16 protein-coding genes, 2 tRNA genes and 3 rRNA genes are annotated in these 21,309 nt (G+C 60.9%); 15 read left to right on the top strand and 6 right to left on the bottom strand.

Annotation, left to right across the window (positions count from 1 at the left end):
* Positions 1-246 precede the first annotated feature (246 nt).
* Positions 247-4,329, top strand: a complete 4,083-nt coding sequence (hrpA, locus tag CEW87_RS04530; protein ID WP_234421731.1) for an ATP-dependent RNA helicase HrpA — start codon at positions 247-249, stop codon at positions 4,327-4,329.
* A gap of 24 nt (positions 4,330-4,353) precedes the next feature.
* On the opposite strand, the gene CEW87_RS04525 is transcribed toward hrpA, so the two are convergent.
* Positions 4,354-4,686, bottom strand: coding sequence for a hypothetical protein (locus tag CEW87_RS04525; protein ID WP_108949756.1), 333 nt, complete (start codon positions 4,684-4,686; stop codon positions 4,354-4,356).
* Between the two features lie 246 nt (positions 4,687-4,932).
* Here CEW87_RS04525 and rpsF point away from each other — a divergent pair, with 246 nt between their 5' ends.
* The 12 genes from rpsF to CEW87_RS04465 all read left to right on the top strand — a co-directional run bounded on the left by rpsF (position 4,933) and on the right by CEW87_RS04465 (position 15,556).
* Positions 4,933-5,328 carry a 30S ribosomal protein S6 gene (rpsF, locus tag CEW87_RS04520; protein WP_108949755.1) on the top strand — a complete coding sequence of 132 codons (396 nt, stop codon included), beginning with the start codon at positions 4,933-4,935 and terminating at the stop codon, positions 5,326-5,328.
* A gap of 1 nt (position 5,329) precedes the next feature.
* Positions 5,330-5,644 carry a primosomal replication protein N gene (gene priB / locus CEW87_RS04515; protein WP_108949754.1) on the top strand — a complete coding sequence of 105 codons (315 nt, stop codon included), beginning with the start codon at positions 5,330-5,332 and terminating at the stop codon, positions 5,642-5,644.
* Between the two features lies 1 nt (position 5,645).
* Positions 5,646-5,921: a 30S ribosomal protein S18 gene (rpsR, locus tag CEW87_RS04510; RefSeq protein WP_108949753.1), complete on the top strand. Its 276-nt coding sequence runs from the start codon at positions 5,646-5,648 to the stop codon at positions 5,919-5,921.
* 15 nt (positions 5,922-5,936) lie between these two features.
* A complete protein-coding gene (gene rplI, locus CEW87_RS04505; protein ID WP_108971641.1) occupies positions 5,937-6,386 on the top strand; it encodes a 50S ribosomal protein L9 in 450 nt (149 codons plus the stop codon).
* Between the two features lie 94 nt (positions 6,387-6,480).
* Positions 6,481-7,890: a replicative DNA helicase gene (dnaB, locus tag CEW87_RS04500; protein WP_108971640.1), complete on the top strand. Its 1,410-nt coding sequence runs from the start codon at positions 6,481-6,483 to the stop codon at positions 7,888-7,890.
* Between the two features lie 392 nt (positions 7,891-8,282).
* Positions 8,283-9,820, top strand: a 16S ribosomal RNA gene (locus tag CEW87_RS04495).
* Between the two features lie 70 nt (positions 9,821-9,890).
* A tRNA-Ile gene (locus CEW87_RS04490) sits at positions 9,891-9,967 on the top strand.
* Between the two features lie 27 nt (positions 9,968-9,994).
* Positions 9,995-10,070, top strand: a tRNA-Ala gene (locus tag CEW87_RS04485).
* Between the two features lie 316 nt (positions 10,071-10,386).
* Positions 10,387-13,274: ribosomal RNA gene (locus CEW87_RS04480) — 23S ribosomal RNA — on the top strand.
* Between the two features lie 125 nt (positions 13,275-13,399).
* Positions 13,400-13,513: ribosomal RNA gene (rrf, locus tag CEW87_RS04475) — 5S ribosomal RNA — on the top strand.
* Together the 16S, 23S and 5S rRNA genes with 2 tRNA genes alongside form the textbook arrangement of a ribosomal RNA operon.
* A 135-nt stretch (positions 13,514-13,648) precedes the next feature.
* The gene (locus tag CEW87_RS04470) at positions 13,649-14,812 is read left to right on the top strand and encodes a UbiH/UbiF family hydroxylase (protein ID WP_108971639.1); all 1,164 of its coding nucleotides are present in this window, start codon (positions 13,649-13,651) and stop codon (positions 14,810-14,812) included.
* A gap of 15 nt (positions 14,813-14,827) precedes the next feature.
* Positions 14,828-15,556 (top strand): DsbC family protein, encoded by a 729-nt coding sequence (locus CEW87_RS04465; RefSeq protein ID WP_108949749.1) that lies wholly within the window; start codon positions 14,828-14,830, stop codon positions 15,554-15,556.
* Positions 15,557-15,595: 39 nt separating this feature from the next.
* Here the strand turns inward: CEW87_RS04465 and CEW87_RS04460 are convergent, their stop codons facing one another.
* Positions 15,596-16,693, bottom strand: coding sequence for a murein transglycosylase A (locus tag CEW87_RS04460; protein WP_234421665.1), 1,098 nt, complete (start codon positions 16,691-16,693; stop codon positions 15,596-15,598).
* A 421-nt stretch (positions 16,694-17,114) separates the two neighbouring features.
* Here CEW87_RS04460 and CEW87_RS04455 point away from each other — a divergent pair, with 421 nt between their 5' ends.
* The gene (locus CEW87_RS04455) at positions 17,115-17,978 is read left to right on the top strand and encodes an ATP-binding protein (protein ID WP_108949747.1); all 864 of its coding nucleotides are present in this window, start codon (positions 17,115-17,117) and stop codon (positions 17,976-17,978) included.
* Between the two features lie 3 nt (positions 17,979-17,981).
* Complete coding sequence (locus CEW87_RS04450; protein WP_108971637.1) at positions 17,982-18,935, top strand: Nudix family hydrolase; 954 nt, start codon at positions 17,982-17,984, stop codon at positions 18,933-18,935.
* On the opposite strand, the gene CEW87_RS04445 is transcribed toward CEW87_RS04450, so the two are convergent.
* The 4 genes from CEW87_RS04445 to CEW87_RS04430 form a co-directional block, all read right to left on the bottom strand.
* The gene (locus tag CEW87_RS04445; RefSeq protein ID WP_108971636.1) at positions 18,932-19,099 is read right to left on the bottom strand and encodes a DNA gyrase inhibitor YacG; all 168 of its coding nucleotides are present in this window, start codon (positions 19,097-19,099) and stop codon (positions 18,932-18,934) included. The two genes, CEW87_RS04450 and CEW87_RS04445, sit on opposite strands and share 4 nt — an antisense overlap.
* A gap of 23 nt (positions 19,100-19,122) precedes the next feature.
* Positions 19,123-19,878 carry a cell division protein ZapD gene (gene zapD, locus CEW87_RS04440; RefSeq protein ID WP_108971635.1) on the bottom strand — a complete coding sequence of 252 codons (756 nt, stop codon included), beginning with the start codon at positions 19,876-19,878 and terminating at the stop codon, positions 19,123-19,125.
* A gap of 102 nt (positions 19,879-19,980) precedes the next feature.
* Positions 19,981-20,595: a dephospho-CoA kinase gene (coaE, locus tag CEW87_RS04435; protein ID WP_108971634.1), complete on the bottom strand. Its 615-nt coding sequence runs from the start codon at positions 20,593-20,595 to the stop codon at positions 19,981-19,983.
* On the bottom strand, positions 20,592-21,299 hold the full coding sequence (locus CEW87_RS04430) for an SPOR domain-containing protein (protein ID WP_108971633.1): 708 nt from the start codon (positions 21,297-21,299) through the stop codon (positions 20,592-20,594). The genes coaE and CEW87_RS04430 overlap by 4 nt, the downstream gene beginning before the upstream one ends.
* Positions 21,300-21,309: the final 10 nt, after the last annotated feature.

Here is a 21,309-nt window from a genome sequence, read left to right as displayed (position 1 = left end):
GCGCGGCAAAGCCGGTGCTGTCACTCGGCCGTGGTGCTGGGATAATGCAGGCCATTCCGTCGCCGTCGGCTCGTTCCGCGGCACCAACGCATCAGACCGGACTGCACCGCGGGTACGTGCGCTTGCACCGCGCCATGTCGTGCAGCATCAAGAGCATAAATGAACAGACACACCAGTTTGCCTGCCGCTGCGGGCATGCCCGCTTTCGATGACTGCCTCAGCATCGACCGCCCCCGGCTGCGGCGCATGGCGCGCGACCTGCGCCGCGGCGCCGACGAGCGCAAGAAGAAGCTGCAGGATGCGTTCGACGCCCTGCTGGCACGCTCGCGCACCGCGCTGGCTGCGCGCCAGGCGGCCCTGCCCAGGCCGGAGTTTCCGCCCGAGCTGCCGGTGTCGGCGCGACGCGACGAGATTGCCGAGGCGCTGGTGGCCCACCAGGTCATCATCGTCTGTGGTGAGACCGGTTCGGGCAAGACCACTCAGCTGCCCAAGATCTGCATGACGCTGGGGCGCGGTGCAGCGGGTCTGATCGGTCACACCCAGCCGCGGCGGCTGGCGGCACGGGCCACGGCTTCGCGCATCGCGCAGGAGCTCAACAGCCCGCTCGGCCAGGCGGTGGGCTACAAGATCCGCTTCACTGACAAGCTCACCGCATCCAGCCACATCAAGCTGATGACCGACGGCATTCTGCTGGCCGAAACCCAGACCGATCCGCTGCTCGCCGCCTATGACACCCTGATCATCGACGAGGCGCACGAGCGCAGCCTGAACATCGACTTCCTGCTCGGCTATCTGCGCACCCTGTTGCCCAAGCGGCCCGATCTCAAGGTGATCGTGACCTCGGCAACGCTCGATGCCGATCGTTTTGCGCGCCATTTTGCCGACGCCGCAGGCAAGCCGGCGCCGGTGATCGAGGTGTCGGGCCGCCTGTATCCGATCACCATGCATTACCGTCCGGTGGAAGAGGAAGATGCGAAGGAAGGGGCGAAGCCGGCGCCGCGCGCGGGCGAGCGCCCACCCCCACGCAGGAACAAGGGGCGCGACCTGCTCGACGCGATCGTGGATGCGGTTGATGAGGCGCAGCGCAGCGGACCGGGCGACGTGCTGGTGTTTCTGCCCGGCGAGCGCGAGATCCGTGAAGCCGCCGAGGCCTTGCGCAAGGCACAGCATCTGCCCGGCACCGAAATCCTGTCCCTGTTCGCGCGCCAGTCGGCACAGGACCAGGCCAGGGTGTTCTCGCCGTCGAAGGGGCGCCGCGTGGTGCTGTCGACCAACGTCGCCGAGACCTCGCTGACCGTCCCCGGCATCCGCTATGTGGTCGATACCGGCCTGGCGCGGGTCAAACGCTACTCGCCGCGCAACAAGGTCGAGCAGTTGCAGATCGAGAAGATCGCCCAGTCGGCGGCGCAGCAGCGTGCAGGGCGTTGCGGCCGGGTGATGGACGGCGTCTGCTTCCGGCTCTACGACGAGGACGACTTTGCCAAGCGTCAGGCGCACACCGATCCGGAGATCCTGCGCTCCTCGCTGGCGGGCGTGATCCTGCGCATGAAGTCGCTGCGCCTGGGCGCGGTGGAAGACTTTCCTTTCATCGACGCGCCCGGCTCGCGCCTCATCGGCGATGGCTATGCGCTGCTCGCCGAACTCGGCGCAGTGACCGATGACGACGAGCGCAGGCTCACGCCGAGCGGGGTCGAGCTGGCCAAGCTGCCGCTCGACCCCCGCATCGGACGCATGATCCTGGCGGCGCGCGATCGTGGCTGCCTGGCCGAGCTGCTGGTGATCGCCGCTGCGCTGTCGGTGCAGGACCCGCGCGAGCGTCCGCAGGAAGGGCCGGGTGGTGCCGATCAGGCGCATGCGAAGTTCCGTGGCGGCGAGCAGGACCAGCGCTCGGAGTTTCTCTGGTATCTGCACCTGTGGAAGGCGTGGGACGAGCTCCAGCGCCACGAATCGGCCGGCAAGCAGAAGGCGTGGTGCAAGCAGCACTTCCTGTCGTGGATGCGGATGCGCGAGTGGCGCGACGTGTTTACCCAGTTGCACGCGCTGTGTGCCGAGCACGGCTGGAAGGAGAACCAGCTCCCCGCCAACTACGAGACCATTCACAAGGCGCTGCTGGCCGGGCTGCTCGGCAACATCGGCTGCAAGGTCGAGGATGCCTCAGGCCCGCAGGCCGGCAGTTATCTCGGCGCGCGCGGCATCAAGTTCTGGCCACATCCCGGTTCGGCGCTGGCGAAGAAGGCTGGCAAGTGGATCATGTGCGCCGAGCAGGTCGAGACCTCGCGCCTGTTCGGACGTTGCATTGCCCGCATCGAGCCCGAATGGGTGGAAGAGGTGGGGGCACACCTGCTGCGCACCCAGATGTTCGAGCCGCACTGGTCGAAAACCTCGGGTGCGGTCCGTGCGTGGGAGCGTGGCACGCTTTACGGGCTCGTGCTCTACCCGCGGCGCGGCGTGAGCTACCGCGATACCGATCCCGCGCTGTGCCGCGAGTTGTTCATTCGCGAGGGGCTGGTGGCGGGCGAAATCGCCGATGGCGCTGTCCGCAGCATGGGCTTCCTGTCGCACAACCAGCGTCTGGTGGCCGAGATCGAACGCCTGGAGCACAAATCGCGGCGGCCGGACGTGCTGGTCGACGAAACCCTGATCGAGGCTTTCTACGACAGTCTGATTCCGCCCGGGGTCGATGACCTCGCCAGCTTCGAGGCCTGGCGCAAGACGGCGGAGAAGACCGAGCCCAAACTGCTTTACCTGTCGCGCGATCAGCTCATGCGGCACGAGGCGGAAGGGATCACCACCGAGCGCTTTCCGACCCGATTCGAGGTTCTGGGGCAGAAGCTGACCCTGAGCTACCTCCACCAGCCCGGCGATGCGGACGACGGCGTAACGCTGACCGTGCCGCTGGCCATGCTTAACCAGATCCCGGCCAACCGCTGCGAATGGCTGGTGCCCGGCCTCCTCGAAGAGAAGATCACCGCGCTGCTCAAGACCGTGCCGCAAAAGCACCGCCATCGCCTGCAGCCGATGAACGAGAGTGCGGCCGCCTTCATGGCCGATTTCGACGCCGGCGCTTTCGATACCGATGAGCCGCTGTTGCGCATGCTGCAGCGCTTTGTCGAGGATCGGGTTCAGCTCAAACTGCCGCTCGAGAGTTTTCGCCTTGAGAACCTCAAGCCCCATTGCTTCATGAACCTGCGGGTGATCGACGAGCATGGGCGAGTGATGGGACAGTCACGCAATCTGTCCGAGTTGCGCGCGCGTTTCCGCGACCAGGTGGCGGCGCGCTTCAAGGCCGCAAAGATCGACGGCGCGCTTGCTGGTGCGCTTGAAGCGGCGGGCGCCGTGGCCGCTCCTGCCGCAGACGGTGGGGACGGGAAGCCTCGCAGGGAAAAGGGCGGGGCGTCGACGCGGCAAGCGGACGAGCGCGGCTCATCCACAAGCGGAAAGGACGAAGGTGCGAACGCTCCGGCAGCCGGTTCCGCACTGGCCGGCGTGACTTCGTGGAGCTTCGGCGCACTGCCCGAACTGCTCGAACTCAGGGTCGCGGGACGGGATGTAATCGGTTTTCCCGCCCTGCATGACGACGGTGATAGTGTGTCCTTGCGCCCCTACGACACCCCGGAGGAGGCCGCGCGGGTGCATCGGGCGGGGCTGACCCGGTTGTTCGCGCTGACGCTCAAGGATCAGGTACGCGCCATCGAGCGTCTGCCGGGCTTGCGCGAGCTGGCACTGCAGTACATGAGCTTCGGTACCGAGGCCGAGCTGAAGGCGCGTCTGGTGGAGGCGACCCTGACGCGTTGCTGTCTGCTGGAGCCGTTGCCGGTGGATCAGGCCGCGTTCGAGCTGCGCTGCACGGAAGCCAAGTCCCGGGTGAGCCTGGTGGCGCAGGAGTTCATGCGTCTGGCCGGCCAGTTGCTGACCGAGAACGCGACCTTGCAGAAGCGCCTCCTTGGCCTGAAGGCATTTCCGGATGTGGTTGCTGACCTGCAGGCGCAGATTGCCGGCCTGTTGCCAAAGAATTTCCTCGTGGCCTATCAGTGGGAGCATCTTGCACAGTTCCCGCGCTATCTGAAGGCGGCGTCGATCCGTCTCGATAAACTCCGTAACAATCCGGCGCGCGATGCGCAGTTGATGAACGACTGGAAAGCGCTCGCCCAGACCTGGGAACGCGAGCTGATCGCAAAGCGTCGTGCCGGCGTGACCGACCCGCAGCTGGAGTCCTTCCGCTGGTTGCTGGAGGAATTGCGTGTCGGCCTTTTTGCGCAGGAGCTTAAGACGCCGATGCCGGTGTCAGTAAAGCGTCTGCAGAAGATATGGGACAGCCGGCCGCGCTGAAGCGCTGCGGCCGGCTGCAGGTTGTTACCTGAAGGGAATCACGATAGGCGGAATATTCACCCCGATCACGACCGCCGGTTCCCGGCTGTAGCTACGTACGGGCGGAGCGTAGTAGTACTCACGCACTTCGCGTTCGCGGTAATAGCGCGGGACTTCCCGAACAACCACGCGTTCGCGGATGACTGTCCGCCTGTCGGAGTGATCGTGCCGGTGGTAGCGCTGATAGTGCTTGTACGCCTTGCGCTCGCTCTTGGACCAGCCACGGTCATCGTCGTCGTGGGCATCGGCAGCACCGCCTGCCGCCATCAGTCCGGCACATAGCAGCGTGGCAAGCAGGCGTTTGGGTGTCGATTTCATGGTCTTGCCTCAGGTTTGTTGTCGTCGTTTCAGGGCTTGAGCCTGATGCGCCGATACTAGGTGAGGCCGCTTCGGGACGTGCGTTGAGAGTGTAAGCAGGCTTGACGGACCCTGCGTCGGGCGCTTGACATTTCGCGTCGACGGCCTTTGTTTTTTCAGCGGTTCTTGTTACTATTCCGCGCTTCACCTTGCTCCACCGGTTTCGCATGCCGGGGGGCTGACTTTCAACAACCGCAAGGAGTTTGCATGCGACACTACGAAATCGTATTCATCGTCCACCCGGACCAGTCCGAACAGGTCCCGGCGATGATCGATCGTTACAAGACGATCGTTACCGCCCGCACGGGTCAGATCCACCGCCTCGAAGACTGGGGCCGCCGTCAGCTGGCCTACCCGATCCAGAAGGTGCACAAGGCTCACTACGTACTCATGAACATCGAGTGCGACGGTGAAGCGCTGGCCGAACTCGAGCACGCCTTCAAGTTCAACGATGCAGTGCTGCGTCACCTGACCATCAAGACGAAGAAGGCTGTTACCACGCCGTCGCCGATGATGAAGGAAGAGAAGTCCCGCTCGCTGACCGCTCCGGCTGCTGCCGAAGAAGCCAAGCCTGCAGAAGCCTCCGAGTCCGCTTCGGCCTGAGGTGGCTGAGGCGGGGCTGAACGAGCTGCGCCTGACGGCGCGCATCGCCGAACTCCTCCCCCTGCGGCGAACGCCAGCAGGTGTGCCGGTAGCGGGATGTGTGCTGACCCACGAATCGAGGCAGCGTGAATCCGGACTGGATCGCGACGTTTCGGTGGAATTGCAGGCAGTGGCCGTTGGTGATCTCGCCAGTGTTCTGGCGAATGCCGGCCCCGGAGTGAACGTGACAGTGACGGGCTTTCTGGCAGCGAAGAGTCTTCGCAGCCGCGCTCCGGTACTGCATCTGAACAAGATCGAATTTGTAGAAGGAAACTGAAATGGCTTTCAAGCCCAAGTCCAAGTTCAAGAAGAAGGACGATCGCGGTAATCGTGGTCTGTTCAAGCGTCGCAAGTTCTGCCGCTTCACCGCGGAGAAGATCGAAGAAGTCGACTACAAGGATGTGGACATCCTTAAGGACTTCATCACCGAAAACGCCAAGATCATGCCGGCACGTATCACTGGCACCAAGGCCGGTTACCAGCGTCAGCTGTCGGTTGCCGTGAAGCGCGCGCGCTTCCTGGCACTGATGCCTTACACCGACCTGCACCAGTAAGAGAGGACAGAGATCATGCAAATCATTCTTCTCGAAAAAGTGGGCAAGCTCGGCGGTCTGGGCGATGTGGTCAAGGTCAAGGACGGCTACGCACGCAACTACCTGATCCCCCAGGGTCTGGCCAAGCGCGCTACGGCGAACAACATGGCCGAGTTCGAAGCGCGTCGCGCTGAACTCGAGCGTCTGCAAGCCGAAAAGCTGGAAGCCGCTCAGGCTCTCGGCGCCAAGCTCGACGGTCTGATGGTTCAGATCACCCGCAAGGCCGGTATGGACGGTCGCCTGTTCGGTTCCGTCAGCAACATCGACGTGGCTGAGGCGGTCGCTGCTCAGGGCTTCGAAATCGATCGCTCCTCGATCCGCATGCCGCAGGGTCACCTGAAGCAGATCGGTGATACGCAGCTCGAGGTTGCCCTTCACGCCGACGTGACGGTCTCCATTACCGTTTCGGTGCTGGGCGAGCATTAATCGCAGCAGTTTGCGATCCCGAAGGGGCTGCCTAGGCAGCCCCTTTGTTTTTAGAATGCCCTATTTACGCTAATCGACTTCGGTCAGGCTCCCCATGGCGACTTCCCGCAGGTTCCCCGACGACGCGCTGGACCCCCAGATGGCGGCCATCAAGCTGCCGCCCCATTCACTTGAGGCGGAGCAGTCGCTCATCGGTGGCATATTGCTCGACAACTCGTCCTGGGAGCGGGTGGCGGACCTCGTGAACGAGGCCGACTTCTACCGCGACGACCATCGGCGTATCTATCGGCACATTTCCAAGCTGATCGACTTCGGAAAACCCGCAGACGTGGTGACCGTATTCGAGTCGCTGGAAAAGAACGGCGAGGCCGAGCAGGCCGGCGGTCTGTCCTACCTGGCAGAAATCGCCAACAACACCCCGTCGGCAGCAAACATCCGGCGCTACGCGGAGATCGTTCGCGAGCGTGCCATCCTGCGCAAGCTGGTGGCCGTTGGCGACAATATTGCGGCCAGTGCGCTCAGCCCCTCGGGCAAGGACGCGAAGATGCTGCTGGACGAGGCTGAGGCGCGGGTGTTCGAGATCGCAGAAGCCGGTGCCCGGAATACGACCGGCTTTCAGGTCATTCAGCCGATTCTGAAGCAAGTCGTGGATCGGGTGCAGGAGCTCTATGACCGCGACAGTGCTTCCGAGGTGACCGGTGTGCCCTCAGGCTTTGCTGATCTCGATGCCAAGACTTCGGGTCTGCAGCCTTCGGACATGCTGATCGTGGCGGGGCGCCCTGCAATGGGCAAGACCACCTTTGCGCTGAACGTCGCCGAGCACGTGGCGGTCGAGCAGCGCCTGCCGGTCGCCATCTTTTCGATGGAAATGCCGGGCACGCAACTGGCAACCCGTTTTATTGCCTCTGTCGGCCGCATCGACATGCAGAAGATCCGCAGCGGTCGGCTGACCGACGACGACTGGCAGCGCCTGACCGTGGCAATGGGCAAGCTCTATGATGCGCCCCTCTATATAGACGAGACGCCTGGTCTCAATCCGATCGACCTGCGGGCAAGGGCCCGGCGCTTGGCGCGGCAGTGTGGCCGCCTGGGCTTGATCGTGATCGACTACCTGCAGCTTATGAGCGGTACGCGGGACAGCGACAACCGCGCCTCCGAGCTTTCCGAGATCTCGCGCTCGGTAAAGTCGCTGGCAAAAGAACTGCATGTGCCGATCATCGCGCTGTCGCAGCTCAACCGAAGCCTGGAGCAGCGGCCGAACAAACGCCCCGTGATGTCTGACTTGCGAGAGTCGGGCGCGATCGAGCAGGACGCTGACATCATCATGTTTATTTATCGAGATGAGGTCTATAACCCTGATTCGCCAGACAAAGGTACAGCCGAATTGATTATCGGCAAACACCGGAACGGCCCGACCGGCACCGTGCGCATGACCTTCTTTGGTGAATATACGCGCTTCGAAAACTTCGCCGGTGGCGGCGGATTCATGCCACCAGACGAATGATTTTGATCTTTTGACGATTTATTTTCATTTTCCACTTGCATTAGTTCATGGGGTGTCTATAATGCGCACCTCTTCACCGCGAAACGCAATGAGCGAAACGGGGTGATGGCAGGAAAGCGGTTGTTTTTGCAGGTGTTTTTGAAGCGGATTTCTGTTTTAGTTGTTTCGGCGGTTTTGAAATAAAGCGAAAACAGGGGTTGACGAGATAAGTTAAGTTGATCATAATCTCGCTTCTCTGCTGCAGGAACTGCAGCGGTTCTTTAAAAAATTGAACAATCGATAAGTGTGGGTGCTTGATTGCTGTGACCATGAAACTGCTTAGGCAGTTTTGAGTTTCACAAAGATTAGGTGCTCATATGTCAGTAAAATGATTTTGAGTACTTTGTAGGATTAAACTTAAGAGTTTGATCCTGGCTCAGATTGAACGCTGGCGGCATGCTTTACACATGCAAGTCGAACGGCAGCGGGGGTGCTTGCACCTGCCGGCGAGTGGCGAACGGGTGAGTAATGCATCGGAACATGCCCAGTCATGGGGGATAACTACGCGAAAGCGTAGCTAATACCGCATACGCCCTGAGGGGGAAAGTGGGGGATCTTAGGACCTCACGTGATTGGAGTGGCCGATGTCAGATTAGCTAGTTGGTGGGGTAAAGGCTCACCAAGGCGACGATCTGTAGCGGGTCTGAGAGGATGATCCGCCACACTGGGACTGAGACACGGCCCAGACTCCTACGGGAGGCAGCAGTGGGGAATTTTGGACAATGGGCGCAAGCCTGATCCAGCCATGCCGCGTGAGTGAAGAAGGCCTTCGGGTTGTAAAGCTCTTTCGCAAGGGAAGAAAACGGCAAGGCTAATATCCTTGTCGGATGACGGTACCTTGACAAGAAGCACCGGCTAACTACGTGCCAGCAGCCGCGGTAATACGTAGGGTGCGAGCGTTAATCGGAATTACTGGGCGTAAAGCGTGCGCAGGCGGTTTTGTAAGACAGATGTGAAATCCCCGGGCTTAACCTGGGAACTGCGTTTGTGACTGCAAGGCTAGAGTACGGCAGAGGGGGGTGGAATTCCACGTGTAGCAGTGAAATGCGTAGATATGTGGAGGAACACCGATGGCGAAGGCAGCCCCCTGGGCCTGTACTGACGCTCATGCACGAAAGCGTGGGGAGCAAACAGGATTAGATACCCTGGTAGTCCACGCCCTAAACGATGTCAACTAGTTGTTCGGAGAGGTAACTTTCTGAGTAACGCAGCTAACGCGTGAAGTTGACCGCCTGGGGAGTACGGCCGCAAGGTTAAAACTCAAAGGAATTGACGGGGACCCGCACAAGCGGTGGATGATGTGGATTAATTCGATGCAACGCGAAAAACCTTACCTACCCTTGACATGTCTGGAACTTGTGAGAGATCACTTGGTGCCTTCGGGAGCCAGAACACAGGTGCTGCATGGCTGTCGTCAGCTCGTGTCGTGAGATGTTGGGTTAAGTCCCGCAACGAGCGCAACCCTTGTCATTAGTTGCCATCATTTAGTTGGGCACTCTAATGAGACTGCCGGTGACAAACCGGAGGAAGGTGGGGATGACGTCAAGTCCTCATGGCCCTTATGGGTAGGGCTTCACACGTCATACAATGGTCGGTACAGAGGGTTGCCAAGCCGCGAGGTGGAGCTAATCTCTTAAAGCCGATCGTAGTCCGGATCGTAGTCTGCAACTCGACTACGTGAAGTCGGAATCGCTAGTAATCGCAGATCAGCATGCTGCGGTGAATACGTTCCCGGGTCTTGTACACACCGCCCGTCACACCATGGGAGTGGGTTTCACCAGAAGTAGGTAGCTTAACCTTCGGGGGGGCGCTTACCACGGTGAGATTCATGACTGGGGTGAAGTCGTAACAAGGTAGCCGTATCGGAAGGTGCGGCTGGATCACCTCCTTTCAAGAGAAAGGTCGCAGTGGTCAAGTATCCACAACTTATCGGTTGTTCAAGCGAAGAGCCTCGAGTGTGAGGGTCTGTAGCTCAGCTGGTTAGAGCACCGTCTTGATAAGGCGGGGGTCGTTGGTTCGAACCCAACCAGACCCACCAAACTATCGAAGGTGCGTTGGTCAGAATGGGGCTTTAGCTCAGCTGGGAGAGCGGCGGCTTTGCAAGCCGTAGGTCGTCGGTTCGATCCCGACAAGCTCCACCAGTATCTGATGCAAACCAGACGCTAGTCAGACAGTAGTCAGACACACAACGAGGTTCGAGAAGTCAGTCATGCATGGCCAGGAAAGATTCTGGTGTTTATGCCTGACTTCTCGGGAAGGTCAAACTTCTCGATTGGCTCGCTCTTTAACAAAGTGGAAGAAGTATATATATGTGCAGCGTATCAGTAGATGCGTTGCACGGGTAGCGTGATTGCATTGAATCTCGCGTGCTGTGTCAGCGGCGCGACGAGGTTCGCACAAACGAGTTCGACCTGTGACCGGATCTTTGGGCGAAAGTCTGAGGGTCTAAGGTTATAGGATCAAGCGACTAAGTGCATGTGGTGGATGCCTTGGCGATCACAGGCGATGAAGGACGTGCAAGCCTGCGAAAAGCGGGGGGGAGCTGGCAATGGAGCTTTGATCCCCCGATATCCGAATGGGGAAACCCACTCCGCAAGGAGTATCCCGTACTGAATACATAGGTACGTGGAGGCGAACGCAGCGAACTGAAACATCTAAGTAGCTGCAGGAACAGAAATCAACCGAGATTCCGTAAGTAGTGGCGAGCGAACACGGAACAGCCTGCACGACTAAACCATCTAATTAGCAGAACGGTCTGGAAAGTCCGGCAACACAGGGTGATAGCCCCGTATGTGAAAATTAGGTGGCGGGTCTGAGCGTGCGACAAGTAGGGCGGGACACGAGAAATCCTGTCTGAAGATGGGGGGACCATCCTCCAAGGCTAAATACTCGTGATCGACCGATAGTGAACTAGTACCGTGAGGGAAAGGCGAAAAGAACCCCGGGAGGGGAGTGAAATAGATCCTGAAACCGCATGCATACAAACAGTGGGAGCCTCCTTGTGGGGTGACTGCGTACCTTTTGTATAATGGGTCAGCGACTTACGTTCAGTGGCGAGCTTAACCGAATAGGGGAGGCGTAGCGAAAGCGAGTCTGATAAGGGCGACATAGTCTCTGGGCGTAGACCCGAAACCGGATGATCTATCCATGGCCAGGATGAAGGTGCGGTAACACGCACTGGAGGTCCGAACCCACTAATGTTGAAAAATTAGGGGATGAGCTGTGGATAGGGGTGAAAGGCTAAACAAATCCGGAAATAGCTGGTTCTCCCCGAAAACTATTTAGGTAGTGCGTCGTACGGACACTTGCGGGGGTAGAGCACTGTAATCGTTGGGGGGGTCAATGCGATCTACCCCGCGATAGCAAACTCCGAATACCGCAAAGTGATATACGGCAGACAGACAGCGGGTGCTAACGTCCGTTGTCAAGAGGGAAACAACCCAGACCGCCAGCTAAGGTCCCAAATGCATGGCTAAGTGGCAAACGAAGTGGGAAGGCATAGACAGCTAGGAGGTTGGCTTAGAAGCAGCCACCCTTTAAAGAAAGCGTAATAGCTCACTAGTCGAGTCGTCCTGCGCGGAAGATGTAACGGGGCTCAAGCCATGAACCGAAGCTGCGGATGTGTCTTATGACACGTGGTAGGGGAGCGTTCCGTAAGCCTGCGAAGGTGTCTCGAGAGGGATGCTGGAGGTATCGGAAGTGCGAATGCTGACATGAGTAGCGATAAAGGGTGTGAAAAGCACCCTCGCCGAAAGCCCAAGGTTTCCTGCGCAACGTTCATCGGCGCAGGGTGAGTCGGCCCCTAAGGCGAGGCAGAAATGCGTAGTCGATGGGAAACAGGTCAATATTCCTGTACCGGTTCTAGATGCGATGGGGGGACGGAGAAGGTTAGGCCAGCCGGGTGTTGGAAGTCCTGGTTTAAGCGTGTAGGAGTACCCCGTAGGCAAATCCGCGGGGATTATCTGAGGCGTGATGACGAGTCTCCTTGTGAGACGAAGTGGTTGATACCCTGCTTCCAGGAAAAGCCTCTAAGCTTCAGTCTAGAATCGACCGTACCGCAAACCGACACAGGTGGGCAGGTTGAAAATACCAAGGCGCTTGAGAGAACTCAGGAGAAGGAACTCGGCAAATTGATACCGTAACTTCGGGAGAAGGTATGCCCCGGTAGCTTGTAGGAGTACATCCGAAGGGCGAAGGGGCCGCAGAGAATCGGTGGCTGCGACTGTTTATTAAAAACACAGCACTCTGCAAACACGAAAGTGGACGTATAGGGTGTGACGCCTGCCCGGTGCCGGAAGGTTAAGTGATGGGGTGCAAGCTCTTGATCGAAGCCCCGGTAAACGGCGGCCGTAACTATAACGGTCCTAAGGTAGCGAAATTCCTTGTCGGGTAAGTTCCGACCTGCACGAATGGCGTAACGATGGCCACACTGTCTCCTCCTGAGACTCAGCGAAGTTGAAATGTTTGTGAAGATGCAATCTACCCGCGGCTAGACGGAAAGACCCCATGAACCTTTACTGTAGCTTTGCATTGGACTTTGACGGGACTTGTGTAGGATAGGTGGGAGGCTTTGAAGCGGGGACGCTAGTTCTCGTGGAGCCAACCTTGAAATACCACCCTGGTGTCGTTGAGGTTCTAACCCAGGCCCGTGAATCCGGGTCGGGAACAGTGCATGGTGGGCAGTTTGACTGGGGCGGTCTCCTCCCAAAAGGTAACGGAGGAGTTCGAAGGTCTCCTAGGTACGGTCGGACATCGTACTGATAGTGCAATGGCAAAAGGAGGCTTGACTGCGAGACCGACAAGTCGAGCAGGTGCGAAAGCAGGACATAGTGATCCGGTGGTTCTGTATGGAAGGGCCATCGCTCAACGGATAAAAGGTACTCTGGGGATAACAGGCTGATTCCGCCCAAGAGTTCACATCGACGGCGGAGTTTGGCACCTCGATGTCGGCTCATCACATCCTGGGGCTGTAGCCGGTCCCAAGGGTATGGCTGTTCGCCATTTAAAGTGGTACGTGAGCTGGGTTTAAAACGTCGTGAGACAGTTTGGTCCCTATCTGCCGTGGGCGCTGGAAGTTTGAGTGGACCTGCTCCTAGTACGAGAGGACCGGAGTGGACGCACCTCTGGTGTACCGGTTGTGACGCCAGTCGCATCGCCGGGTAGCTAAGTGCGGAAGAGATAACCGCTGAAAGCATCTAAGCGGGAAACTCGCCTCAAGATGAGACTTCCCTGGGGCCTAGAGCCCCCTGAAGGGTCGTGGAAGACCACCACGTTGATAGGTCGGGTGTGGAAGCGCAGTAATGCGTTAAGCTAACCGATACTAATTGCCCGTGAGGCTTGATCCTATAACCTTACAAAACAGTCGATACTCGTTGTTGGACGAAGCAAATCCGCCCAACCATCGACGCAATCACAACACCCATATACTTCTTCCCGCTTTGGCCTGCAAATCGCAGGTGACAAGTCATAGTCTGACGACCATAGCGTCTTGGTCCCACCCCTTCCCATCCCGAACAGGACCGTGAAACAAGATCGCGCCGATGATAGTGAGATTCGTTCTCGTGAAAGTAGGTCATCGTCAGACTAACCCTACGCTTAACCCCGCTGAGATAATCCTCAGCGGGGTTTTTGACGTCTACGGCTCACAACGGCACCATCTCCGTGACCTGACCGGCGTCATCGGGCAGAATCACGGACTTGTATTGCGACGGCAAGGGCCATGAAATTCGATCTGATCATTGTTGGTGGCGGGCTCGCGGGAGCGGCGCTTGCGGTGGCTCTTCGCGCCAGCCGCCTGTCGATTGCCCTGGTGGAAAGCAGCCTGCCCGCCAGACCAACGGGATGGGATACCCGGATCTACGCCTACAGTCCGGCGAATGCGGATTTCATGCGCGAACTTGGCGTCTGGGACCGGCTTGATCATGCCCGCCTGTGCCCGGTCGAGCGGATGGACATCAAGGGCGACGGCAATGGCTGCGTAAAGTTTTCCGCTTATCAGAGCGGGCTATCCGAACTTGCCTGGATTGGTGAGTCAAGCCTGATTCACTGCGAACTGTGGGAGAGTCTCAAGCGCCAGCACAACGTCACGGTCTTTGCGCCCGCGCATCCTGGCGCGCTCGACGTGAGCGAGTCCGAAGCCAGGCTGGTGCTCGATGACGGACGACGCTTGAGCGCTGCGCTGTTAGTCGGTGCCGACGGACGCGATTCCTGGGTGCGCCAGCAGTCGGGGATCAAGGCAAGCGTGAAGGCGTATGACGAGATGGGTGTCGTCGCCAACCTGAGCTGCGAGCAAGAACATCGGCGCACTGCGTTTCAATGGTTCAGGGACGACGGCGTGCTTGCGTGGTTGCCCTTGCCCGGCAATCGCATTTCAATCGTCTGGTCTGCCCCGGATGCCGTCGCCGCCGATCTGATGTCGATGAGCGACGAGTCCTTCTGCGAGCGGGTCGCGGATGCCGGTGGACGGCGGCTCGGGCGGTTTGAAATGGAGTCGCCGCGTGCCGCGTTCCCACTTCGGCTGATGCGGGTCGAAAGCATGATCGGCCGTCGCGTCGCGCTGATCGGCGATGCCGCACATGCCATCCACCCCCTTTCCGGCCATGGCATCAATCTTGGTTTCCAGGATGCCCGGATGCTTGCCAGTCTGCTCGGTGAGCTGAAGCCGTGGCAGGGCGCCGGAGACCATGGCGTATTGCGGCGCTATGCCAGAGCGCGCGCAGAGGAACCCTTCCTCCTGCAGTATGCGACCCACGGCCTGAACCGCCTCTTTGCGAGTCGTAATCCCGCGTCGGCCTTGCTGCGCAATGTCGGGATGAACCTCACCGATCGTTTGCCGGTCATAACCAACGCACTCACCCGATACGCGGTAAGTGGAAAGTTCTAACTCCTGGAGATCCTGATGTTTTCTTTTCCCGGCCTTGCCCGTGCGCTTCCGCTTGCACTGAGCCTGTCCCTGTTTGGCGCTGGTGCGCATGCCGATGAAGCTTCCGTGCGCAAAGGTATGGAGGCCTTCGTCGGTGCGCCTGCAGTCGAGTCTGTTGCGCGTACCCCATACGCCGGGCTTTATGAAGTTGTGCTCAAGAGCGGCGAGCTCGTGTACACCGATGAAAAGGTCAGCTTCATTGTCGATGGTCGTGTGATCGATGCTCAAACCCGTCGCGACATGACCCAGCTTCGGCTCAACCAGCTTTCGGCCATCGACTTTTCGACGCTTCCGCTCGATCAGGCCATCAAGCACGTCAAAGGCAACGGGAAGCGGGTGATCGCCACCTTCGAGGATCCGAACTGCGGCTACTGCAAACGGCTCGGAAAGGAACTCGCGCAGATGAAGGACGTGACCGTCTATACCTTCCTGTATCCGATCCTGAGTCCCGATTCGACGACCAAGTCGCGTGATATCTGGTGTGCTAAGGACAAGGCAAAAGCCTGGAGCGACTGGATTGTCGACGCGAAGGTGCCGGCAACGGCGGACTGCGACACGGGTGTGATCGATCGCAACGTCGCGCTGGGGCAGAAGCTGAAGATCAACGGCACGCCGACGATCTTCCTGTCCAACGGCAGCCGCATCGGCGGTTATGTGCCGGCAGCAGAACTGGAAAAGGCGATTGGCGCGATCGCAGCCAAGTGATCGGAGCAGGGGGCGGTGCAAGGCCGCCCCCTGCCGTAATCAGCCTTTACCCAGCGCATTCGCTGGTTTCACCCCGTTCGGGAGCAATACCCAGATCCGGCCGTTCTGCCGCATCTTTCCGGCCTGTGTGCCGGCCTGCGCACCAAAACCCCAGAAGTAGTCCGCCCGTACCGGCCCCTTGATCGCACTGCCAGTGTCCTGTGCCAGCACGAGCCGGTTCAGCGTGCGGTTGCTGTACGGCCATGTGGTAGCGAGGAAGACAGGTGCCCCCAGGGGAATGTAGGCGGGGTCGATGGCGATGCTCCGCTCCTCCGTGATAGGGACCCCGAGGGCGCCGATTGGGCCGCTGGTGCTGGCGGGAAGTTCGCGGAAGAAGACATAGCTCGGGTTGCTGTTGAGCAACTCGCCGAGGCGGGCGGGATTGTCCCGCGCCCACTGCCGGATGCCTTCCATCGAGGCCTTGTCGAGCGACAGTTCGCCCTGACTGACGAGCCAGCGACCGATGGATTGATACGGGTGTCCGTTCTGATCCGCGTAACCGATGCGGAGCCGGCTGCCGTCGGGAAGCTCGACGCGGCCAGAGCCCTGCACCTGCAGGAAGAACAGGTCGATCGGATCGTCTGCCCACAGCAGAATCTTCGGGGCAAGGAGCTCCTGGCGCTGCTCCAGTTCGGCGCGCGTCCAGTACGGCACGACCTTGTTGCCGACGAGCCGGCCGCGCAGGCGCAGCGATTTGAGCTCCGGGTAGACGCTGGCGAGATCGATGGTCAGCATGTCGTCGGGTGGGGCGTGGATCGGCCACCGGCTCTGCGCTGAACGGACCCGACTGCCCTTGATAAGGGGTTCGTAGTAGCCGGTTACCAGTCCGGTGTCGGAGCCGTCGGCGTTCTGCGAACGCCATGGGGTGAAGTGCTGTTCAAAGAAAGCCTTGACCTGATTGGTTGAGGGACTGGCGGGCAGTCGTGCGCCAAGCGCACAGACGGCCTTCCAGTCATTGCGGCGGGAGAGCGTCCCGCAGGACTCGCGGAAGGCTGGCCACGCGGCGGCGTGATCGTCTTCGGCCCAGCCGGGGAGTTGCGCCCAGGTCGCCATGCTCATCGCGCCGGTCTGGCCTGCGGGCGGCGCTTGTGGGGGCACGGGAGCGGGCGCCGGACTCGGGGCGGGCGTCGGGGCAGTTGCGCCGGGGGGCGGGCATGCAGGGCAGGCCGGACAGGCCTGTGTCCGCACACAGGCCTGCGGTTTCGCTTCCGTTACCGGTGTCGGTGCCGGTTGTGGCGGTGTCGCGCAGGCGGCAAGAAGGGCTGCAAGCGTGGCGGTTGCGAGGTGTCGCGGAAGGCGGTGATGGGCCTGGCTCATGATGGGGATCGGTTAAACTCGGGGCATCCGGCCCCGCAGTATACCGGGGTCAGCTTCCGAATCCGGTAACCGGGCTGTAACGCACAGAGGCATGGGATGTGGGTCATTTTCCTTGAAGCGGGGCTTGCCCTGTTGTTGTTACTGATCATCGTGTGGGCGACCTTGCCGCGCCGCAAGAACAGAATGGACGAAGACGATGGAAATGAATGAACTGAGTGCCCTCATCTGCAGGGCGGAGCGGGTGCTTGAGCGGCTGGAGGGCATTCTGCCGGGACCGGCAGCGCCACCCGACTGGAGCGCGGCGCACGCCTTCCTGTGGCGGCGGCGTCATGGGCGCGGGAGTTTGCAGGCCGTGGGCGTGCCGCACGGGATTCGTCTGAAGGATCTGCAGGACATCGATGATCAGAAAGCGCGCATCGATCGCAATACGCGACAGTTTCTCGCCGGTAAGCGCGCCAACAACGTGCTTCTGACCGGCGCGCGTGGCACCGGCAAGTCCTCGCTGATCAAGGCATTGCTCAACGAGTACGGCGACCAGGGACTGCGCGTCGTCGAGGTGGACAAGGCCGATCTGACGGATCTGCCCGAGATCATGGAGATGCTGGCCGGTCGTCCCGAGCGTTTCATCGTGTTCTGCGACGACCTTTCGTTCGAAGAAGGGGAAGGGGCGTACAAAGCGCTCAAGAGCGTGCTCGACGGTTCCGTTTCTGCAGTGGCCGATAATGTGCTGCTGTACGCGACATCCAACCGTCGCCACCTGATGCCCGAGTATCACGACGAGAACCTTCAGGCGCGGCATGTGGACGGCGAGGTTCACCCCGGTGAGGCGGTGGAGGAGAAAGTGTCGCTGTCCGAGCGCTTCGGCCTCTGGATCTCCTTTTATCCCTTCGCTCAGGATGAATATCTCGACATCGTTGCGCACTGGCTCCGCGTCTTTGGTGTTCCCAAGCGCAAGCTGGCCGCTGCCCGCCAGGAGGCGCTGCAGTGGGCCTTGATGCGCGGTTCGCGATCGGGTCGGGTGGCCTGGCAGTTTGCCCGGGATTACGCGGGCCAGCTGGAGGACTGAGTGATGTCGAGGAAGGTGGTCAACGTGGCGGCCGGCGTCATTACGCGTGACGATGGCAGTTTCCTCATCGGACAGCGTGCGCCCGGAACCTTCTATCCGGGTTACTGGGAGTTTCCCGGTGGCAAGGTCGAGGCGGGCGAATCGCCGGCGGATGCGCTGAAGCGAGAGCTCGATGAGGAACTCGGTATCCGTGTCGAGCGCCTCTATCCGTGGCTGGTCAGGGAGCACGCCTATGAGCACGCGCATGTGCGGCTGCACTTCTTTGAAGTGCCGCAGTGGCAGGGCGCAGTAAACGATCATGTGCACAGCGCCCTGGCCTGGGTGCGACCGGGGCATGTCGACCGTTCGCCGATGCTGCCCGCGAACGGTCCGATCCTGAAGGCGCTGCGTCTGCCACGCAGGATGGGAATCACCTGTGCTGCAGCGATGGGCGTTGGCGCCCAGCTCGATGCGCTGGATCAGGCGCTGGTGCAGGGGCTCGGGATGGTGCAGGTGCGCGAAGCGGGGCTGGACGCGCGCGAGCGGCGGGCGTTTGCAACAGAGGTCGTGCGTCGCGCCCATGCGGTCGGCGCACTGGTGGTGATCAATGATGACGAGGCCCTGGCTGAAGAGTCGGGTGCGGACGGGCTGCATCTGCCCGCCCGCCGGCTCGCGGAACTGACGCAGCGACCGGCGTTCGAGTGGGTTGGGGCCTCATGTCACAGCCGCGAGGAGCTTGAGCGGGCCGCGGCGCTGGAGCTCGACTACGTGCTGCTGGGGCCGGTGAAGGAAACGCTCAGCCATCCCGGGCAGCCTGGCTTGGGGTGGGATGCATTTGCCGCGCTGCGTGCAGACCTGCCGATGCCGGTGTTCGCCCTGGGCGGGCTGGACGACGCCGACATGACGGATGCCCGTCTTGCCGGGGCACATGGTGTGGCGGCGATCCGGTCCTGCTGGCGCACGCCGCGCCGCGACTAGGACTGCGTGTCTTCGCCGGCGTCCGGCGGGGAGGTCGGGACGCGATAGCTTTCCGACGCCCATGCGCCGAGGTCGAGCTGTTTGCAGCGTTCCGAGCAGAAGGGGCGGAACCGGTTTTCGGTGCGCCATTCGGTCATCTTTCCGCACTGCGGACAGCGGACCATGCGGGGTGCTGAGTCGGGTTTGTTCACAGGCTGCAGAAGGTCAGTTCAAAGGGGATGTCGCGCTCGGCAACCCGTGGCCGGACGACGGTTTCGGGCAGCATGAAGCGGATGTTGAGCGCGTACTTGTTGGCGCTGATCTCGGGGATGACCGGCTCCGAGCGCGGAATGCGAATGCGCAGCATCTGGGCCGTACGCCCCGCCATCGTCATCTGAAACGTGCCTGCCTTGGCCTGCAGCTCTTCCGGACGACCGCTGCTGCGCAGCAGGCGCAGGACGATTTCCAAGCCGCTGCGTATCGGTGCCATCGGCCGCGCCCAGGTGTCGAGGTCGCGCCGACGCGCGTCGGCCTCGCGGCTGAGCCAGAAGTGGTAGGAGGGCAGGTCGAACTGGCATACGCCACCGGGAATCGCCGCACGGCTGCGGATTCCCATCAGCCATTCGTTTTCGCGCAGGTACTGGCCGATCTTGCCCGCCATCGCGAGCAACCCGGATGAGGCCTGCTCGATTTCGTAGAGCGCACCCGACAGGGCTTCTTCCGAGATCTCCGGGTTGTTGCGGAAGGAGATCAGAATCTGGCGCTGGCGTTCGAGTTCCTGGACGAGGTCGACCTTGAGGTCGGCCCGGCCGGCCACTTCGAGAATCTCGAACAGGCTCAGCAGGCCGGCGTGGTTGTCGAGCGGCGCATCGCTGCTGCAAAAATGGGCATGCTTGCGAAACAGGTCCTCGAGGCGCAGCAGAGTGCGGATACGCTCATTGAGAGGATATTCGTAGCTGATCACGCACACGTTCCGAAGGCTGGTGGAAGTACCGGGTTAGCGGACGATGATAGCACAGGGGTTACGGACGCTTCGGCCAAAGGCTGGCAACCGCGCTTTTCGGATTCAGCGAGCAAGCGCCAGATAGGACGCGTGCAATGCGTCGACCTGCGTATCTAGCGCTTTAAGCGTACCACTGTTGTCGATCACGTCGTCGGCTGCGGCAAGCCTTGCAGCGCGCTTGGCCTGGGTGGCCATGATGGCGCGCACTTCGTCCTCGCCCAGTCCGCTGCGCGCGCGGACGCGCTCGATCTGCACGCTTTCCGGGCAATCCACGACGCACACCCGGCTACATCGTTCGCGGTAAGTTCCGGACTCGATCAGCAGTGGTACGGCGAGGATCACATAAGGGCTGGATGCACTTGCGCACTGGCGTTCGCTTTCAGCGCGGATCATCGGGTGCAGGATGTGCTCGAGACGCTTGCGGGCTGCAGGTTCAGCGAATACCAGGCTGCGCATGCGGGTGCGATCGAGGCGACGGTCGGGCGCGATCATCTCGGCCCCGAAGACCTCGGCAATGCGGGCAATGGCCTCACCATCGGGGCCGGTCAATGCATGCGCGATCAGGTCGGTGTCCACCACGACAATGCCGTGCGAGGCAAAACGTGAGGCCGCAGCGCTCTTGCCGCTGCCGATGCCGCCCGTCAGACCGATGACGACCGGGGGGCGTGCCGTGCTCATGGCAGACAGCCCGTGCGGTGCCGTGCCAGGGCTTCATCGTCGGCAATCGATGCCAGTTGCGCTTCGTCGCCATCGACCTCGATCCGGTACTCGACCGTCGAGCGCGTCGCGATGCCCGCGCCGCGAACGCCTTTTGCCCGCAGTTGGGACAGATGCACGTTGGACGAGGCCTCGGTCTTGAACAGACCCAGCGAAATCGCATACTGATTGGGGCCTGCTTCCTGGACGATGAAGAGGTCGTCGATACCTTTGGCGCGCAATGCCCTGACCTGCCGCTCCGCCGCATCACGATTGGGTTGGGGGGGAATGCGCACCCACCATGATGTAGGGACTTCCGTGCTGCGCTGTCTGGGCGTCATTCCCGATGCAGTCAGGCGCGCGCTCAGCCGGTCGGCATCGGAGGCATTGAGGCCAGACCATGCCTGGCAGATGAGCACTGCTGCTGCGGTGGGGACAGGCTCCTGCTGCGGCGCGACCTCGTCGGGCAGGGTGGTAGGTTCGGGCGCTGGGTGCGGCTCGATTGCGGCGTTGTTGTCGCGCGTCGATGTCGGCGCCAGCAGTTTGATGCGGTCGGGATGAAGCTGATTGGTGATGCGCTCGGGTTCGCCGGCAGGCGCCGCAAAGCCGAACCAGCCCTTGAGTGCACCGAAAGCCAGCGCATTGAGAATGACCAGCAGGATGAACAGAAAACGCAAGGTTGTCATGCCTGAAGCT

The sequence above is a fragment of the Parazoarcus communis genome, assembly GCF_003111665.1.
In the GTDB taxonomy this organism is placed as follows: Bacteria; Pseudomonadota; Gammaproteobacteria; order Burkholderiales; family Rhodocyclaceae; genus Parazoarcus; species Parazoarcus communis_B.
Note: the sequence above shows the minus strand (reverse complement) of the source record. Positions and strands in the feature narration are given on the sequence as shown.

What these genes read in the sequence shown, in the direction of transcription:
- CEW87_RS04465 (WP_108949749.1), top strand. Translation starts at nt 14,828, where the DNA reads ATGTTTTCTTTTCCCGGCCTTGCCCGTGCGCTTCCGCTTGCACTGAGC.
- rpsR (WP_108949753.1), top strand. Translation starts at nt 5,646, where the DNA reads ATGGCTTTCAAGCCCAAGTCCAAGTTCAAGAAGAAGGACGATCGCGGT.
- hrpA (WP_234421731.1), top strand. Translation starts at nt 247, where the DNA reads ATGGCGCGCGACCTGCGCCGCGGCGCCGACGAGCGCAAGAAGAAGCTG.
- CEW87_RS04450 (WP_108971637.1), top strand. Translation starts at nt 17,982, where the DNA reads ATGTCGAGGAAGGTGGTCAACGTGGCGGCCGGCGTCATTACGCGTGAC.
- CEW87_RS04525 (WP_108949756.1), bottom strand. Translation starts at nt 4,686, where the DNA reads ATGAAATCGACACCCAAACGCCTGCTTGCCACGCTGCTATGTGCCGGA.
- CEW87_RS04445 (WP_108971636.1), bottom strand. Translation starts at nt 19,099, where the DNA reads ATGGTCCGCTGTCCGCAGTGCGGAAAGATGACCGAATGGCGCACCGAA.
- rpsF (WP_108949755.1), top strand. Translation starts at nt 4,933, where the DNA reads ATGCGACACTACGAAATCGTATTCATCGTCCACCCGGACCAGTCCGAA.
- CEW87_RS04470 (WP_108971639.1), top strand. Translation starts at nt 13,649, where the DNA reads ATGAAATTCGATCTGATCATTGTTGGTGGCGGGCTCGCGGGAGCGGCG.
- CEW87_RS04430 (WP_108971633.1), bottom strand. Translation starts at nt 21,299, where the DNA reads ATGACAACCTTGCGTTTTCTGTTCATCCTGCTGGTCATTCTCAATGCG.
- dnaB (WP_108971640.1), top strand. Translation starts at nt 6,481, where the DNA reads ATGGCGACTTCCCGCAGGTTCCCCGACGACGCGCTGGACCCCCAGATG.
- coaE (WP_108971634.1), bottom strand. Translation starts at nt 20,595, where the DNA reads ATGAGCACGGCACGCCCCCCGGTCGTCATCGGTCTGACGGGCGGCATC.
- rplI (WP_108971641.1), top strand. Translation starts at nt 5,937, where the DNA reads ATGCAAATCATTCTTCTCGAAAAAGTGGGCAAGCTCGGCGGTCTGGGC.
- CEW87_RS04455 (WP_108949747.1), top strand. Translation starts at nt 17,115, where the DNA reads ATGAATGAACTGAGTGCCCTCATCTGCAGGGCGGAGCGGGTGCTTGAG.